The 16,563-nt window shown below is 70.6% G+C and carries 17 protein-coding genes; 11 read left to right on the forward strand and 6 right to left on the reverse strand.

The window, feature by feature from the left end; genetic code table 11:
- Nucleotides 1-53: 53 nt before the first annotated feature.
- The 8 genes from K344_RS0118025 (at nt 54) to K344_RS0118060 (ending at nt 7,228) form a co-directional block, all read left to right on the forward strand.
- Entirely contained in the window at nt 54-1,058 is a 1,005-nt protein-coding gene (locus tag K344_RS0118025; protein ID WP_028081841.1) for an SUMF1/EgtB/PvdO family nonheme iron enzyme, read from the forward strand.
- Complete coding sequence (locus K344_RS0118030) at nt 1,055-1,840, forward strand: YkgJ family cysteine cluster protein (RefSeq protein WP_028081842.1); 786 nt, start codon at nt 1,055-1,057, stop codon at nt 1,838-1,840. The genes K344_RS0118025 and K344_RS0118030 overlap by 4 nt, the downstream gene beginning before the upstream one ends.
- Before the next feature lie 161 nt (nt 1,841-2,001).
- On the forward strand, nt 2,002-2,907 hold the full coding sequence (locus tag K344_RS22455; protein WP_043114970.1) for an oxidoreductase: 906 nt from the start codon (nt 2,002-2,004) through the stop codon (nt 2,905-2,907).
- A 107-nt stretch (nt 2,908-3,014) separates the two neighbouring features.
- Complete coding sequence (locus K344_RS0118040; RefSeq protein ID WP_051362391.1) at nt 3,015-3,518, forward strand: YybH family protein; 504 nt, start codon at nt 3,015-3,017, stop codon at nt 3,516-3,518.
- On the forward strand, nt 3,518-3,916 hold the full coding sequence (locus K344_RS0118045) for an NINE protein (protein WP_157623099.1): 399 nt from the start codon (nt 3,518-3,520) through the stop codon (nt 3,914-3,916). Before K344_RS0118040 ends, K344_RS0118045 begins: the two co-directional genes overlap by 1 nt.
- Before the next feature lie 73 nt (nt 3,917-3,989).
- Nucleotides 3,990-4,253: a hypothetical protein gene (locus K344_RS0118050; protein ID WP_028081845.1), complete on the forward strand. Its 264-nt coding sequence runs from the start codon at nt 3,990-3,992 to the stop codon at nt 4,251-4,253.
- A gap of 186 nt (nt 4,254-4,439) precedes the next feature.
- Complete coding sequence (locus tag K344_RS0118055) at nt 4,440-6,389, forward strand: OPT family oligopeptide transporter (protein ID WP_028081846.1); 1,950 nt, start codon at nt 4,440-4,442, stop codon at nt 6,387-6,389.
- Between the two features lie 50 nt (nt 6,390-6,439).
- Entirely contained in the window at nt 6,440-7,228 is a 789-nt protein-coding gene (locus tag K344_RS0118060; RefSeq protein ID WP_157623101.1) for a hypothetical protein, read from the forward strand.
- A gap of 7 nt (nt 7,229-7,235) precedes the next feature.
- Here the strand turns inward: K344_RS0118060 and rssA are convergent, their stop codons facing one another.
- Together rssA and dinB are read right to left on the reverse strand one after the other, a co-directional pair.
- Nucleotides 7,236-8,228, reverse strand: coding sequence for a patatin-like phospholipase RssA (gene rssA / locus K344_RS22460; RefSeq protein ID WP_051362392.1), 993 nt, complete (start codon nt 8,226-8,228; stop codon nt 7,236-7,238).
- Nucleotides 8,229-8,309: 81 nt separating this feature from the next.
- Nucleotides 8,310-9,407: a DNA polymerase IV gene (gene dinB / locus K344_RS0118070; RefSeq protein WP_028081848.1), complete on the reverse strand. Its 1,098-nt coding sequence runs from the start codon at nt 9,405-9,407 to the stop codon at nt 8,310-8,312.
- A 102-nt stretch (nt 9,408-9,509) separates the two neighbouring features.
- On the opposite strand from dinB, the gene K344_RS0118075 reads away from it, so the two are divergent.
- Nucleotides 9,510-10,850: a hypothetical protein gene (locus K344_RS0118075; protein WP_028081849.1), complete on the forward strand. Its 1,341-nt coding sequence runs from the start codon at nt 9,510-9,512 to the stop codon at nt 10,848-10,850.
- A gap of 84 nt (nt 10,851-10,934) precedes the next feature.
- On the opposite strand, the gene K344_RS23695 is transcribed toward K344_RS0118075, so the two are convergent.
- Entirely contained in the window at nt 10,935-11,099 is a 165-nt protein-coding gene (locus K344_RS23695) for a DUF1328 domain-containing protein (RefSeq protein WP_028081850.1), read from the reverse strand.
- 103 nt (nt 11,100-11,202) lie between these two features.
- A complete protein-coding gene (locus K344_RS0118085) occupies nt 11,203-11,424 on the reverse strand; it encodes a CsbD family protein (RefSeq protein WP_028081851.1) in 222 nt (73 codons plus the stop codon).
- Nucleotides 11,425-11,556: 132 nt separating this feature from the next.
- Here K344_RS0118085 and K344_RS0118090 point away from each other — a divergent pair, with 132 nt between their 5' ends.
- Both K344_RS0118090 and K344_RS22465 read left to right on the forward strand, forming a co-directional pair.
- Nucleotides 11,557-11,835 (forward strand): hypothetical protein, encoded by a 279-nt coding sequence (locus K344_RS0118090; RefSeq protein ID WP_028081852.1) that lies wholly within the window; start codon nt 11,557-11,559, stop codon nt 11,833-11,835.
- A gap of 70 nt (nt 11,836-11,905) precedes the next feature.
- Complete coding sequence (locus K344_RS22465) at nt 11,906-13,087, forward strand: EAL domain-containing protein (protein ID WP_051362393.1); 1,182 nt, start codon at nt 11,906-11,908, stop codon at nt 13,085-13,087.
- Nucleotides 13,088-13,106: 19 nt separating this feature from the next.
- Here K344_RS22465 and K344_RS0118100 read toward each other — a convergent pair whose 3' ends face one another.
- Together K344_RS0118100 and K344_RS0118105 are read right to left on the reverse strand one after the other, a co-directional pair.
- On the reverse strand, nt 13,107-13,898 hold the full coding sequence (locus K344_RS0118100; RefSeq protein WP_028081853.1) for an acyl-CoA thioesterase: 792 nt from the start codon (nt 13,896-13,898) through the stop codon (nt 13,107-13,109).
- Between the two features lie 339 nt (nt 13,899-14,237).
- Entirely contained in the window at nt 14,238-16,382 is a 2,145-nt protein-coding gene (locus K344_RS0118105) for a M3 family metallopeptidase (RefSeq protein WP_028081854.1), read from the reverse strand.
- Between the last annotated feature and the right edge of the window lie 181 nt (nt 16,383-16,563).

Consider the following 16,563-nt stretch of genomic DNA (forward strand, 5'->3'; position numbering starts at 1 on the left):
GCGCCCGCACGCGCGGCATGCTCCACGCTTCGTAGCCCGCCTGAATCCGCCCGATGATCGGTCCGCGCATCACCGTTTCCGCACTCGCGGGCATGCTCGCGGCATGGCAGCTCGCGGCCTGCAGCGCGCCGCCGCCGCCCGCGCCGCCCGCCGCGGCGCTCGGCACGCGCGCGGCCTGTGCCGCGTACAGCGGCCTGCCGCCGCGCTGGCGCGACGATCCGCACGCCGGCATGGCACACCTGCGCGGCGGACGTTTCGAGCTCGGCTCGCGACGCGGCTATGCCGACGAGCGGCCCGCGGACGCGAAGGTGCGCGTCGGCGATTTCTGGATCGACCGCACCGAAGTGACCAACGCGCAGTTCGCCGCCTTCGTCGCCGCCAGCGGCTACGTCACCGAGGCCGAGCGCCAGGGCGGCGCCGCCGTCTTCCATCGCCCGAACGCCGACGAGCTGAACGCGCGCCCCTACGCCTGGTGGAACTTCGTCGAAGGCGCGAGCTGGAAACATCCGCAGGGATCGCAGAGCGATCTGCGGGGCCGCGACAACCATCCGGTGACGCTGGTGACGCTCGCCGACGCGCAGGCCTACGCGCACTGGCTCGGCCGCGAGCTGCCGACCGAAGCCGAATGGGAATACGCGGCCAAGGCCGGGCGCAGCGACGCCGCGCTCGGCGAGGAGCCGCGCGACCGCGACGGCCATCCGCTCGCCAACTACTGGCAGGGCCTGTTCCCGACCCAGAACGCGCAGGAGGACGGCTTCGCGGAGCTCGCGCCGGTCGGCTGCTTCGCGGCCAACGGCTACGCGCTCTACGACACCATCGGCAATGCCTGGGAGTGGACGCGGGATCGCTACGTCGGCGCGCACCAGTCGCATGCCAACGGCGACATCGCCGTGGTCAGCGCCGCGCACGCCGGCGGCGCGCCGACCTACGTCATCAAGGGCGGCTCCTTCCTCTGCTCGCAGAGTTTCTGCGTGCGCTACCGCGCCGCCGCGCGCGAGGCGCAGGAGGCCGACCTCGCGTCGCAGCACGTCGGCTTCCGCACCGTCGTGCGCGGATGAGCGCCGCGCGCGACATCCATTTCCGCTGCAGCGCCTGCGGCGCCTGCTGCGATTCGCCGCCCGCCATGAGCCTGCCCGAGCTGTTCGAGCACGAGGACAGCTTCGTCGGCTGCATCGCCATTCACGGCGGCGGCGACACGCTCGCCCTGCGCACGCAGGGGCTCGAACGGGGCGATGCCGGCTGCCCGGCGCTCGACGCCGACCGCCGCTGCGGCATCCACACGCGGCGGCCGGCCATGTGCCAGGCCGTGCCGCTCGATCCGACGCGGCCCGACGCCGGCCAGGCCGCGCTGCTCGAAGCGCGGCGCCGGCAGGCGCCGTATGCGATGGCCGGCTGCATCACCACGCAGGCCACGCCCGGCTCGCGCGCGATGCTGATCGGCGGCGCCCTGGTCGACGACGGCGACCGGCGGGCGCTCGCGCGCTATCGCGAGGAGACGGCGCGCGACCGCGCGCTGTGGGGCGAGGCGCTGCGCGCCGAGCTGCGCCGCGAGCTCGCCGGCCAGCCGCCGCTCGGCGGCTACCGCACGATCCCGCTGGTGCCGGCGCTGGCGACGCTGGCCGCCGCATCCGCCAGCTGCCGACAGCGCGTGCTGCGCTATCTCGATCGCCAGCGTGCGCTGATCGCGCGCACGCCGGCTGCGGCGCGGCCCGCCGAGCTGCAGGTCTACGCGCGCGTCTATCAGCGCCTGGCGCTCGCGCTGCAAAGCGCCCGCCCGGCGCCGCCCTCGCCGCACGCCGGCGCCATCGAGGCGCACCTGCGCCTGGCCGCCGCGGCCTGATCCGCGGCACCGCCGATCCATTCGTCACGAGCGTCGCGGCGCAGCCGGAATGCAACACGGGATCTGCGCGGCGGCCGTCCATTCGTGGTAGGCGCGCTGACGGCGCGCCGCGCACGATGCGGCAGGCGCACGACCGCGCCGCCGACGTCTCGCCCCGTCCCATGGCTTCCTGGTGCCGCTCCGACATTCCCTCGCTGGCCGGCCGGACCGCGCTCGTCACCGGCGCCAATCGCGGCCTCGGCCGCGAGATCGCCACCGCGCTCGCCGCCGCCGGCGCCACCGTCATCGCCGGCTGCCGCGACCTCGCGCGCATGGACGCGACGATCGCCGCGATCCGCACCGCGCAGCCGCGCGCCGATCTCGTCGCGCTGCCGGTCGATCTCGCCGATCTGTCGTCGGTGCGCGCTTTCGCCGCCGAGGTCGCGGCACGCTGGCCGCGGCTCGACATCCTCTGCCACAACGCCGCCGCGATCATGGTGCCGCAAGGCCGCACGCGCGACGGCTTTGAGACGCATCTGGGCACCAATCATGTCGCGCCGTTCGCGCTGACCGGCCTGCTGCTCGAAACGCTGCAGCGCGCGCCGGCCGCGCGCGTCGTCAACACCGGCAGCCTCGCGCACCGCATGACCGCGGGCCTCGATCTCGACGACGCCGCCTACGAGCGGCGCGCCTACCGCGAGATGGACGCCTACGGCGCCAGCAAGCTGGCGGCGCTGGCCTTCACCTTCGAACTCGACCGCCGCCTGCGTCGCGCCGGCTCGTCCGTCATCGCCGTTGCCGCGCACCCCGGCTACAGCGCGACCAACGACGACGCCGGCGGCTTCTTCATGCGCCTGGCGACCCGGCTGTTCGCGCAGGCGCCGGCGATCGGCGCGCTGCCGGCGCTGTACGCGGCGACCGCGCCCGAGGCGCGCGGCGGCGACTACATCGGCCCGGCCGGCTTCAAGGAACTGCGCGGCGCGCCGCGCCGTGTCGAGGCCAGCGACGCCGCCCGCGACCCCGCGCTCGGCGAGCGCCTGTGGGCCTGGTCGGAGCGGGCCAGCGGCGTGCGCTATCTGCCTCGCTGAGGCACGGCCCGCGCGGCTGTCGCATCGCCGAGGGCGGCGCTACACTGCGGCGCATCGATGAGACGACACGGCGCCCGACGGCGCCGTTCGCATTTCGGGGGACTGTCATGCATCCGCACTCGCGCTTCGTCGCAGGTTTCCGCGCGCATCTGCTCGCGCCGGCCCTGACGCTCCTGCTGCTGTCGCCGTGGCCCGCACGCGCCGAGGACGATGCCGACGCGCTGCGCGCCGAAGTCGCGGCGACCGAGCGCGCCTTCGCGCGGAGCATGGCCGATCGCGACTTCGCCGCCTTCCAGCGCTTTCTCGCCGACGATGCGGTCTTCGTCGGCGGCCCGCGCCCGCTGCGCGGCAAGCCGGAAGTGGCCGCCGCCTGGAAGGCCTTCTTCGACGGCAAGGCGGCGCCGTTCTCGTGGCAGCCGCAGCAGGTCGAAGTGCTCGCCTCCGGCACGCTCGCCTTGAGTCGCGGCCCGGTGCATGATCCGGCGGGCCAGCGCATCTCCGGCTTCAGCTCGATCTGGCGCCGCGAAGCGCCCGGCGTCTGGAAGATCGTCTTCGACCAGGGCGCGGAGATCGTCGATTGTCCGGCGCCCTCGCAACGCAAGGAGCCATGATGAGCGAGAACAAGAGCCACAACCTGCTGCTCGGCTATCTGCTGTGGATTTTCGGTTTCATGGGCGCGCACCGCTTCTACTACGGGCGGCAGATCAGCGGCACGATCTGGTTCTTCACCGCCGGCCTGTTCCTGATCGGCTGGATCGTCGACCTGTTCCTGATTCCCGGCATGGACCGCGCGGCCGACATCCGCTACCGCAGCGGCGCCAAGGATTACTCGGTCGCCTGGATTCTGCTGACCTTCCTCGGCTGGCTCGGCATCCACCGCTTCTATCTCGGCAAGTGGATCACCGGCCTGATCTATCTGTGCACCGGCGGCCTGTTCCTGATCGGCGTGCTGTACGACTACTGGACGCTCAACGGCCAGGTCGACGAGATCAACATGACGGGCGGCTGAAGCGGAGGTTCAGGGCGAATTCAGTGCCCGGCGTCTGTGATGACGGCGGTTTCATCACGGAGGAAGAAACGCCATGAAGGCCCTGCACCGTTCACCCGCCGTCGCGCTCACCGCCGCTGCGCTCGGCCTGCTCGCCGCCTGCAGCAGCGCGCCGCAGAAGCTCAATCCGACGCCGGAAGGCATTTCGTACAGCTTCGACGACGGCGACGATCTGCCCAAGGTCACCAACCGCGCGATGGCCTATTGCCAGAGCATCGGCAAGACCGCCAAGCTGCAGAACGTGAGCCAGACCGACGGCAAGTCGATCGCCATCTTCGACTGCACGTCGAAGTCCTGAGACGCGAAGCGCCGCACCACGAGCCGGGCCCTGCCCGGCTTTTTCGTGCGCGCGACGCGGCGTCGGGAAATTCCTCAGGCCGCGGACGCGATGCGCTGCGCACGCCGGGGCCATGCCACAATCGGCCCATCTGCGGCCGCCGCGCCGTCACCGCATGCTAAGAACGTCTTTTCGGGAGTGAAAACGATGAGCGCATCCGCGCCGGCCGTCCCGCAGCTCACGCTGCGCGCGATCATCCTGTCCGTGATCCTGGCGATGATCCTCGCCGCCGCCAACGCCTATCTCGGCCTGTTCGCCGGCCTGACGATCGCCACGGCGATTCCCGCGGCGGTGGTGTCGATGGCGGTGCTGCGCGTGCTCGGCGGCGGCACCATCCTCGAGAACAACATCGTGCAGACCGGAGCGTCCGCGGGTTCTTCCATCGCCGCCGGCGTGATCTTCACGATTCCCGCCCTCGTCATCCTCGGCTGGTGGCAGGACTTCAAGTATTCCTGGGTGCTCGCCATCGCCGGCCTCGGCGGTCTGCTCGGCGTGCTGTTCTCGGTGCCGCTGCGGCGCTCGATGATCGTCGACGAGCCGCTCGCCTTCCCCGAAGGCAAGGCGGCGGCCGAAGTGCTGAAGGCCGGCGAGAGCCACGGCACTGCCGGGGCGGGCCCCGGCGTGAAGATCCTGGCGCTGGCCGGCGGCATCGGCGCCGTCATCAAGCTCGCCGCGGCGAGCGGCCTGCGCCTGATTCCCGATGCGGCGATCGGCGCCACCTTCATCGGCCGCTACTTCGCGTTCATGGCGACCAATCTGTCGCCGGCCCTGCTCGGCGTCGGCTACATCGTCGGCCTCAACGTCGGCATCGTCGTGGTCTCCGGCTCGGTGCTGTCCTGGAACATCGCCATCCCGATCTACCACGCCTTCTTCCTGCATTCCGATCCGGCGCTCGCCGCGCGCGTCGCCGACATGGACGCGGAGACGCTCGGCTACGCGATCTGGTCGGCGAAGATCCGCTACCTCGGCGTCGGCACCATGCTGATCGGCGGCATCTGGACGCTGTTCTCGCTGCGCAAGTCGCTGGTCTCCGGCATCAAGTCCGGCCTCGCCGCGGCGCGCAAGGGCACCGGCGCGATCGTCGCCGACACCGAGCGCGATCTGCCGATGAAGTGGATGCTGATCGCCCTGGTGCTGTTCGTGCTGCCGCTCGCCGGCCTCTACCAGGCCATCGTGCACAACTGGGCAGTGAGCGTGCCGATGACGATCATCATGATCGTCGCCGGCTTCCTGTTCGTCTCGGTGTCGGGCTATCTCGCCGGCCTCGTCGGCTCGTCGAACAACCCGGTGTCCGGCATCACCATCGCCACCATCCTGTTCGCCTCGCTGGTGCTGATGCTGCTGCTCGGCCGCACGTCGCCGATCGGCGCCGTCGCCGCGATCATGATCGGCGCCGTCGTCTGCTGCGCCGCCGCCGTCGGCGGCGACAACCTGCAGGACCTGAAGGCCGGCTACATCGTCGGCGCGACGCCGTGGAAGCAGCAGCTGATGATCGGCATCGGCGCCTTCTCCTGCGCGCTGGTCATGGCGCCGGTGCTGAACCTGCTCGCCGCCGCCTACGGCATCGGCGCGCCGACGCCGGAGCACCCGAACTCGCTGGCCGCGCCGCAGGCGACGCTGATGGCCTCGGTCGCCAAGGGCCTGTTCGGCGGCCAGCTGCCGTGGACCATGATCGCGATCGGCGCCGTGATCGGCGCGCTGGTCATCGCCCTCGACGAAGTCCTCAAGGCGCGCGGCGCCACGTTCCGCGTGCCGGTGCTCGGCGCGGCGATCGGCATCTACCTGCCGCTCGAACTGATGGTGCCGATCTTCCTCGGCGGCGTGCTCGCGCATCTCGTCGAGCGCAAGCATAAGCTCGATCCGCGCGACGAGGAGCGCCGCGACCGCATCCATCGTCCGGGCACCTTGTTCTCGGCCGGCCTGATCACCGGCGAAGCGCTGACCGGCATCATCATCGCGATTCCCATCGTCGTCTCCGGCCGCGCCGACGTGCTGGCGCTGCCGGCGCAGTTCCAGTTCGGCCAGTTCGTCGGCCTCGTCGTGCTCGCCGTCGTCGCCCGGCTGATGGTGCGCATCGCCACGCGCGCGAAGATCTGAGCCGTCGCGCGTTCAGCGGCCGTGCGGCCGGCCGCGGCACACTGCGCGCGATGAGCACGTCCCGATTCCTCGCCGCCGCACTGTTGTGCGGCGGCTGCAGCGCACTGGCGGCCCTGCCCGCATGGGCCGACGCCGCCCTCGATTACGTCGACGCCGCCAGCGGCGCGCCGCACGGCCGCCTGTTCGTCGCCGGCGACAAGCTGCGCGTCGACGTCGCCTACGCGCCGGGCAACAGCTACGTGGTCGTCGATCTGAAGACGCGCACGCTGACGCAGATCAATCCACAGGCGAAAGCGCAGACCACGGCGACGGTTGAACAGATGCAGCAGCTCATCAATGGCATCAGCAGCGCCGCCGATCCGGCCACGCAGCCGCTCGTGCAGCTCGCGCTCGAGAATCTCGATCCCGCGCAGCGCGCGCAGGCGGAAGCCGCGCTGCGCCAGGCCAGACGCGACGAGAACGTGCCCTACGCGAAGACCGGCGCGCGCGAGCGCATCGCCGGCATTCCCTGCGAGGTCTATGCGCAGCAGGCGGACAACGGCGACCGCCGCACGCTGTGCATGGCGACCTACGCCGACCTCGGCCTGAGCGCGCACGACGCGCAGACGCTGCAGCAGGCGATGACCCTGCTGCGCCAGACCGGCGGCCCCTGGGTGCCCGCCGCGCGCCTGCCCGGCCTGCCGCTGCGCTACGCCGGCAGCTTCACCGGCGTGGGCGACGGCGCCGGCGTGCTCAAGTCGATCAGCACCGCCGCGCAACCCGCCTCGCGCTTCAGCGATCCGCCCGGCTACCGCATCGTCTCGCTGTTCGAGATGATGTCGCTACTGGGCGCGCCGTAAGGCAGCCTCAAGCCGCCGGCGCCGGTTTCGCGTCCGCCTGCAGGGCCTGCCGCTGCGCGGCTTCGACGGCCGGTGCGCTCTGGGTGCTGCCGACGCCGGTCCAGGCGCGGATTTCGGCTTCGTGCGCGCGCACCAGGCGACGGCCTTCGTTGATCGCCTCTTTCGCGCGGTGGAAATCCATCAGCGCGAAGTCGTCGAGGCGCGGCACCAGCGTGACCTCCGGCGGATCGCCGGCCATGCGCGAGCGCGTCAGGCGGTCCTGCATGATGTTGATGCTGGACGCCACGGCGTCGAAGAAGCTCGGGACTTCGCCGGTACTGGACTGCAGGTAGTTGATGACCTTCTGCCAGAAGCTGCGGTTCTTCTCGTCGCGCTTCTCTTCCTGGCCGGCTTCGCGTTCCGCCTCGACGCGGCTGGCGGTCGACAGGTGCGCGCCGATCAGCTGCGCGTTGAGATTGACGGCGATGACCACGTCGGCGCCGAGCGCGCGGCAGGCCGACACCGGCACCGGATTGACGAGGCCGCCATCGAGCATCCACTTGTCGTCGTGCTTGACCGGCGTGAACAGCCCCGGGATCGCGCAGGACGCGCGCGCCGCGGTCCATACCGGCCCCTTGGTGATCCAGACCTCGCGCCCGGTCTTCATCTCGGTGGCCACCGACACGAAGCGCTGCTGCAGTTCCTCGATGTTGGGGTTCTTGTGATGCTCGTTGAAGAAGCCGAACAGGCGCTCGCCCTTGACGAAGCCGCCGCTGAAGGTGAAATCCATCAGGCCGACCACGTCGCGCACGGTGAGCTTGCACACCCACTCGGCGAATTCGTTGAGCTGGCCCGACACGTAGACGCCGCCGACCAGCGCGCCGACCGAGGTGCCGGCGACCACCTGCGGGCGGATGCCCATTTCCTCGAGTTCGAGAATGATGCCGATGTGCGCCCAGCCGCGCGAAGAGCCGCTGCCGAGCGCGAGGCCGATGACCGGAGTCTGGTGTTCGGGTTTCATGAGTCCTGGGAATGCCGTGCGTGCCAATGCGCGCCTGGCTATTGAAGCAGAAAGCGGACCATCAGAAGCTAAGCGAAGGCCTCAGGACGCGGCCGCGAACAGATCGGCCTGCGGCAGCGGGTCGTCCGCTTCGTGGAAGTTGGCGAGGCCGACGCCGACCAGTCGATACAGGGTGTCGGCCGGCACGCCGACGGCATCGGCGGCGACGCGATCGCGCAGCTGCAGCGCACAGGCGATCAGCGCTCCGGCCGAAGCCGGCGGCTGCGGCGGCGTCAGGCTGCGCGTGAGGATGCGGAAGTCGCGCGTCTTCAGTTTCAGCACCACGGTGCGCGGCACGCGCTCGGTCTTGCGCGCCGCCGCCCAGGTCTTCTCGGCGAGGCGGCGGATGTGCGGCTCGATGGCGCCGATCGGCAGATCGCTCTCGAAGGTGTCCTCGGCCGACACCGATTGCGTCGGCCGGTCCGGCTGCACCGGATGTTCGTCGATGCCGTGCGCCAGTTCGGCGAGGCGCCGGCCGTAGCGGCCGAAGCGCTGTTCGAGTTCGGGCAGCGCGCGCCCGCGCAATTCGCCGACCGTGCGCACGCCGAGCTCGGCGAGGCGCTCATCCATCACCTTGCCGACGCCGGGCAGGCGCGCGACCGGCAGGGGCGCGAGGAAATCGAGCACGTCCTTCGGGCGGATCACGAACAGGCCGTCGGGCTTCTTCCAGTCCGAGGCGATCTTGGCGAGGAACTTGTTCGGCGCCACACCGGCCGAGGCGGTGAGCTGCAGGCGCTCGCGGATTTCGGCGCGGATGCGCTGCGCGACTTCGGTCGCCGAGGCGAGGCCCTGCTTGTTGACACTGACGTCGAGATAGGCCTCGTCGAGCGACAGCGGCTCGACCAGATCGGTATGCGCCAGCATGATCTCGCGCACCGCGCGCGACACCGCGCGGTAGCGCGTGAAGTCCGGCGGCACGAACACCGCGCCGGGGCACAGGCGCTCGGCGCGCACCGCCGGCATCGCTGAACGCACGCCGAACGCGCGCGCTTCGTAAGAGGCCGCGCAGACCACCGAGCGCGCGCCGCGCCATGCCACCACCACCGGGCGGCCGCGCAGCGTGGCATCGTCACGCTGTTCGACCGACGCGTAGAACGCGTCCATGTCGATATGCAGGATCTTGCGCGGCGCGGCGGACATGTCGGCATATGATGCCGCGGAGCGGACGATTCAGGGACGGTACATGGCGCGCTCGCCATCGTCGTCGCCACCGTCGCCGCATTCAGGGAGTCGAAGCGTCGTATGAAACCCGCCCGGGACCCTCGCGCGTCCTCGCGCCGCGCCGCGCCGTCCGGCCTCGGCCGCCGCGCCGGCGCCTGCACGCTGGCGGCGCTGCTCGCGGCCTGCGCGGCGGCGCCTCGCCACGGACCCGACGCGGTGCCGCGCGACTCCGCCGCGCTGCCGCAGGCCAGCGGCTACGAGCCGCCCGCCACCGACGTGCCGGCGCCATCGGGCAGCGATGCGCCGCCGGTGCAGACGCACGCAGCGGCGCCCGCCCCGGACGTGCAGGAAAAGCCCTCGCCGCCCGCCGGCCTGCCCGACAAGGCCGACACGCCGGCGGCGACGGAGCAGGTCTTCACCACCGACGCCAGCGGCCTGACCTCGCCGGGCGCCGTGGTGCCGAAGAACGCCACCGATCGCTACGACAGGCCGATCACGCCATCGCGCCTCTGCGACCAGGCCGTGCCGCCGAACGAGCAGGCGATCGACATGACGCGCCGTCGCGTCGAGGAGATGGTCTGCGCCAGTTCGATGTGGTTCGACGGCCTGTTCGGCGACTACTACTACGTCGGCGAATCGCGCAAGGTCTACGGCAACATCGAGCTCGCCGAGAACTGGTCGCAGTTCTACGGCAACAAGGTGCGCCTGCGCTTCGATGCGCGCGTCGACCTGCCGAACATCAACCAGCACCTGTCGGCGTTCATCGGCCGCGACGACGAAGAGGATTTCATCCGCGACCGTCTCGACAACACGACGCTGCGCAACAACTTTCCGCAGGTCGAGGACCACGACAAGGTGTTCGCGGGTCTCGGCTATGCCTTGCCGAGCAACAACGTCTTTCGCACCGACCTGCGCGCCGGCGTGCGCGGCCTCGCCAGCCCGGAAGCGTTCGTGCAGGCGCGCGCCCGCTACAACGCCTACTCGGACGACAATGATCTGGTCTTGCTGCGCGCGACGCCGTTCTGGACCACCAGCGATCATCTCGGCATCACGCTCGGCGCCGACTACAGCCATGTGCTGACCGACGACCTGCTGTTCCGCTGGGGCAATGTCGGGACGCGCTCGCAGTCGACGCAGGGCGTCGACTGGCGCGTCACCTGGACGCTGTACCAGGCCATGCGGCGCATCAAGAGCGGCTTCGCCTACGAGCTGTTCGTGCGCGGCGAGACCGGCGACGACGTGCCGCTGCACGAGTACGGCGCGCAGACCACGTTCCGCCATCCGCTGTTCAAGGGCCGCCTCTATGCCGAATGGGTGCTCGGCTACAGCTTCCCGCGCGAGGATCGCGACGACGACCGGCGCGGCTCGGTGCTGGCCGGCGCCGGCCTGCAGATGCCGTTCGGCCTGCGCGAGCAACCCTAGGCATCGGGCCGCGCGACATCCCGCCGGACGCCGCCAAAAGAAAAGCCGGCGCGCGGCCGGCTTCTCGTGCCTGGGTGGACAAACTCAGGGTACCGGACGGCGGCCCAGCAGCAACGACACGACCGCCAGCACCAGGAACACGAAGAACAGGATCTTGCCGATCGACACCGCGCCGGCGGCGATGCCGGAAAATCCGAAGAACGCGGCGATCAGCGCGATGACGAAGAACACGATGGCGTAGTGCAGCATGGTCAGCTCCTTCGGCCGCTTGCGGCCGGAACGATGACGGGAAGCGGCGTCGCATCAGCGCCCGCGGGGCGGGGGTGCCGCCTGCGACGCCGCTCCGCCCGCTTCAGTGGCGAGCGTCGGGCTTGTCGTCGATCCCCTCGAGGAAGCGGTCGATCTGCTTGCCGGCTTCGTCGCGCGTCACGCCGTAGCGCTCCTGCACGAGACCGGCGAGGCGTTCGGCATTGCCTTCGACGCGCAGCAGATCGTCGTCGGTCAGCTTGCCCCAGGTTTCCTTGGCGCGGCCCTTCACCTGCTTCCACTGGCCTTTGAGTGTGTCGCGATTCATGGTCGCCTCCTTGCGTACCACGGCGTTGATGCCGTGACCCACCTTGGCGACGAGGCACTGAACATCGACTGAACTTTCGACGCCCGAGACGCCATAATGCCGGCTGGTTTGCGTCGGCTCCCGCCTCCCCTCATGAATTCCACGATTGCGATTCTCCGGCTGCTCCCGCTCGCCGCCGCGGCATTCGTCGCGCTGCTGGCCGGCTGCGCGGGCGCCCCGGCCGTGCCGCCTCCGCCGCCGTGCAGCGGCCTGTGCACGACCCACGAGGACGGCTACCAGTGGGCGCTGCGCGGCACGCTGAGCGATCCGAAGCAATGCGAGAGCCCTTCCTATCCGGACGCATTCAAGCGCGGCTGCCTCGATGCCGTTAACGACTACAGCCAGATGCGCCCCACCTCCACCGGCCTTTGAACCTTGCCGATGGCGACGTTGCCGCATGCGCTGATATCGTCTCGGCCATCGACTGCAGGGAGTCGTCGCCATGCAACACCGTCGCCATCTGTCCGCCGGTGAAGTGTTGTTTCGCGCCGGCGATCCCGGCGAGGTCGCCTACCTGGTCGAATCCGGCGTCGTCGAGATCTACCTCGAACGCGCCGGCGGCACGCAGGCGATCGCCAGGCTCGGCAGCAACGAGCTGTTCGGCGAGATGGCGCTGGCCGGCGATCACACGCGCACGGCGAGCGCCCGGGCGCTCGACGACGCCGAGCTGCTGGTCATCACGCACGAGGCGCTCGCCGCGCAGCTGGCGCGCGCCTCGCCCGTGCTGCGCCACCTGCTGCGCGTGACGATGGCGCGCAGCCGCGACTCCCTGCGCCTCGCCGGCCGCGGCGGCGCCGAACCCCAGGCGCCGCCGGCCTTCGTCGACCCCGAGCACGACGGCGAGCTGGCGGCGCAGCAGCTGCGCGCCGAGCGCGAGCTGTCGCAGGCCCTGCAGGCCGGCGAATTCGAGCTGCACTACCAGCCGATCGTCGCGCTCGACAACGGCCGCGTCGCCGGCTTCGAGGCCCTGATCCGCTGGCGCGATCCGCGGCGCGGCCTGCTGCTGCCGGCCGCGTTCATCGACGTCGCCGAAGCCTCGCCGCTGATCATCGACATCGGCCACTGGATCATCGACACGGCGACCGCGGCGCTGGCGCGCATGGACGCCGCGACCGGCGCCGTGCAGCCCTTCTGCTCGATCAATCTTTCACCGCGGCAGTTCGACGAACCGCAGCCGCTGCTCGCGCACATCCGCGAAGCGCTGGCGCGGCACGCCCTGGCGCCGCAGCGCCTGTGCCTGGAGATCACCGAGTCGGCGGCTTTCGACAATCCGCTCGCCGCCCGTCCGCTGCTCGAGCAGTGCCGCACGCTCGGCTGCAAGGTGCTGATCGACGACTTCGGCACCGGCTACGGCACGCTGTCCTACCTGCATCGCCTGCCGATCGACGCGATCAAGCTCGACCGCAGCTTCATTCGCGAGATCGCCGGCAACGCCGGCGCCACCGCCATCATCCGCGCCATGACGCAGCTCGCCACCGATCTCGGCCTGTACACGGTCGCCGAAGGCATCGAGAGCGCCGAGCAGGCGGCGCGCTGCGCCCAGCTCGGCGTGCGCTACGGGCAGGGCTTCCTCTACTCCAAAGGCGTGCCGCTCGACGCGGCGCTGGCGATGCTGCGCGCCTGAGGCGGCGGCGCGCTGCGGCTCAGGCGAAGACCACGACGCTCTGCCGGCTCAGCGCCACGGCCTTGCCGTCCGGGCTCCACAAGGTCGCCGTCTGGCTGAGATAACCGCTGTGCGCGGCGCTGGCCTCGGCGTCCATCAGCCACCAGCCGTCGGCCGACGCGTCGTAGTCGGGCCGCAGCAGTTCGAGCATCCAGGTCAGCGAACTGGCCGGGCCCTTGCTGCTCAGCACCGACAGGCCCGGGCTCGGAATGCTGTCGGCGAGCGCGATCAGCTGGGCCTCGCCGACTGGCGCCGCGTCCTTGAGGCGCACGTAGATCTGCGTCTTCGGCTCGGTGGCGCCGCGGAACGGAAAGCCGCCGCTGCCCCAGCGGAAATCGACGTGCTGCGTGAAGGCCGGTGTCACGCCTTCGACGTAGCGCAGCTCGCGGGCCTGCTCGACCGTGGCCGGCACGCGCGGCGGCGGCGGCGCGATCGCCAGCTGCGATTCGCGCGGCAGGCCGAAGATGCCGAGCGTGCGGCAGGCCAGCTGCTCGCCGGCGTAGACGTCGGCCTCGACCTGCGTCGCCGACCTGCCGCTGCGCAGCACGCGCGCGACGACGCGCGCCTCGCCCGGCGGCAGCGGCGCGATGAAGGTCGCCTGCAGCGTGCGCAGCGGGGTGGTCGCCGGCACCAGCGCGCGCATCGCGCGCGCGGCGATCGCCGCCTGCAGACCGCCGAAGGCCGTGCGACCCTGCAGCCAGTCCTCGCCGATCGTCGCCAGCCATTGCCCGCCCTCGCCGCGCATGGCGGCAAGCAAATCCGAGAACCGCATGGAGCACTCCCGAAAAATTTCGCCGCGCATTGTGCGGCAAAAGCGGCCGGCGACAAAAAAGGCCGCCCCCGCGGGGCGGCCCGGGTGAGCGGTCCATTGTCGCGCCGCCCGGCGTGCTGCAGCGGCGCCCACCTCGCCGGGCGGAGGGGGATCGGTGATGAGAGTGCGGCGTGCGCCTTCGAGCCCTCTCCTCCCACGGGAGGAGAGGGTCGGGCGAGGAGGGCGCTGCGCGCGCGATGCGGATTCGGCGCGCGGTGCACGCGCCCACCTCCCCGGCCCCTCCGCCCGCGAGCGGGCGGAGGGGGATCGGGGCCTTCGAAGTGCGCGCCGCGCCGGACGCTACCGCGCCGCCTTCACATCCAGCCCGCGGTGCTCGAGCAGCGGTTCGATGCGCGGCTCGTGGCCGATGAAGGCGCGGAACAGGGTCATCGCATCGACGCTGCCGCCTTTCGACAGCAGCATGGTGCGCAAGCGCTCGCCGTTCTCGCGCTTGAGGCCGTGCTCGCGGAACCACTGCTGGGTGTTGGTGTCGAGCACCTCGCTCCAGATGTACGCGTAGTAGCCGGCGTCGTAGCCGCCGGAGAACACGTGCGCGAAGTAGGTGCTGCGGTAGCGCGGCGGCACTTCGGCGAGATCGACGCCGGCCTCGTGCAGGGCCTGCGCCTCGAAGGCATTGACGTCCCTGATCTCGCTCTGCGCCAGCGGCAGCTGGTACCAGCGCTGGTCGAGCAGCGCGGCGGCGAGATACTCGGTGGTCGCGAAGCCCTGGTTGAACTTCTCGGCGGCGAGGAACTTGTCGACCAGCGCCTGCGGCATCGGCTTGCCGGTGCGGTAGTCCTTCGCGTAATGCTGCAGCACCTCCGGATACGTCGCCCACATCTCGTTGAACTGCGAGGGGTACTCGACGAAGTCGCGCGGCACGTTGGTGCCGGCGAACAGCGGGTACTGCACGTTGGAGAACAGGCCGTGCAGGGCATGGCCGAATTCGTGGAACAGGGTCGTCACCTCGTCGAAGGTCAGCAGCACCGGCTGGCCGGGCGAGGGCTTCGGGATGTTGAGATTGTTGACGACGACGGGCCTGGTACCGAACAGCGCCGACTGCGAGACGAACTCGTTCATCCAGGCGCCGCCGCGCTTCGCGTCGCGCTTGAAGTAGTCGGCGAGGAACAGACCCAGCGGCGAACCATCCTCGTTGAAGACCTCGAACACGCGCACGTCCGGATGGTAGACCGGCAGATCCTTGCGCTCCTTGAACGTCAGGCCGTAGAGCCGGTGCGCGGCGTAGAACACGCCGTCCTGCAGCACGTGGTCGAGTTCCAGATACGGCTTCATCTGCGACTCGTCGAAGTCGTAGCGCGCCTTGCGCACCTTCTCTGCGTAATAGGCCCAGTCCCAGGCGGCCAGCTTGAAATGGTTTTCCGCGCCGCCCTTCTGCGCGTCGATCAGCTTCTGCATGTCGGTCGCCTCGCGCCGCGCGTTGCCGACCGCGGCCGGCGCGAGCTGGCCGAGCATCCGGTTGACGGCCTCCGGCGTCTTCGCGGTCTCGTCCTCGAGCACGTAGGCGGCGTGGGTCGGATAGCCGAGCAGCGCGGCGCGCTGGGCGCGCAGCGCGACGATGCGGGCGATGACGGCCTTGTTGTCGAACTCGTTGCCGTTGTTGCCGCGGCTGATCGAGGCCTTGAGGATGCGCTCGCGCAGCGCGCGGTTGTTGAGATAAGTCAGCGGCGGCTGGCCGGTGGTGTTCATCAGCGTGATCACGAACTTGCCGTCGAGCCCGCGCGTCTTCGCCGCTTCCGCGGCGGCGGCGATGTCCTCGTCCGACAGGCCGTCGAGCTCGGCGCGCGTGTCGACGACGACCGCCGAGGCGTTGCTGTCCTTGAGCAGGTTCTGCTCGAACTGCGTGTCGAGTTTCGACAGCTCCTCGTTGAGCTTGCGCAGCGTGGTCTTCTGCTCCTCGCCGAGCTGCGCGCCGGCGCGCACGAAATTGGTGTGGTAGCGCTCGAGCAGGCGCTGCGACTCGGCGTCGAGATCGAGGAGGCGGCGCGTGTTGTACAGGGCCTGCACGCGGGCGTAGAGCCGCGGGTTGAGGAAGATCGCGTCCTGGTGCGCGGCCAGCTGCGGCGCGAATTCGCTCTGGACCTTCTCCAGCGTCTCGTTGGTGTTCGACGACGTCAGGTTCGAGAACACCACCGACACGCGATCGAGCATGCGGCCGCTCTTCTCCATCGCGACGATGGTGTTGGCGAAGCTCGGCGCCTCGGGATTGTTGGCGATGGCGTCGATCTCGCGACGCTGTTCGGCCATGCCGGCGGTGAACGCCGGGGCGAAGTCGGCGTCGCGGATGCGGTCGAAGGGCGGCAGCGCGTAAGGCAGCGTGCTGGGCTGGGCGAACGGATTGTCGGTGGTCATGGTGCTGGTCGTTGCGGCGTGCGCGGCGGACGCCAGAAGGCCGGCGGCCAGCGCCAGTGTAACGGGGGTCTTCATGTCTTCTCCCGAAGCGGCCGGAGGGATGAACGCGCCCCTCCGTGCAAATGAGCGGACGATCGTTCCACAGCGGCGTGCGCCGGAACAAGCCGGATTCTTCACCAGTCTTCGACCCCTCCCCCCGCAGGCGGGCGGAGGGGAAGCGGTGTGACAGTGCGGCGCACGGCTTCGAGCCCTCTCC

The sequence above is a fragment of the Solimonas soli DSM 21787 genome (assembly GCF_000474945.1).
GTDB classification, from domain to species: domain Bacteria; phylum Pseudomonadota; class Gammaproteobacteria; order Nevskiales; family Nevskiaceae; genus Solimonas; species Solimonas soli.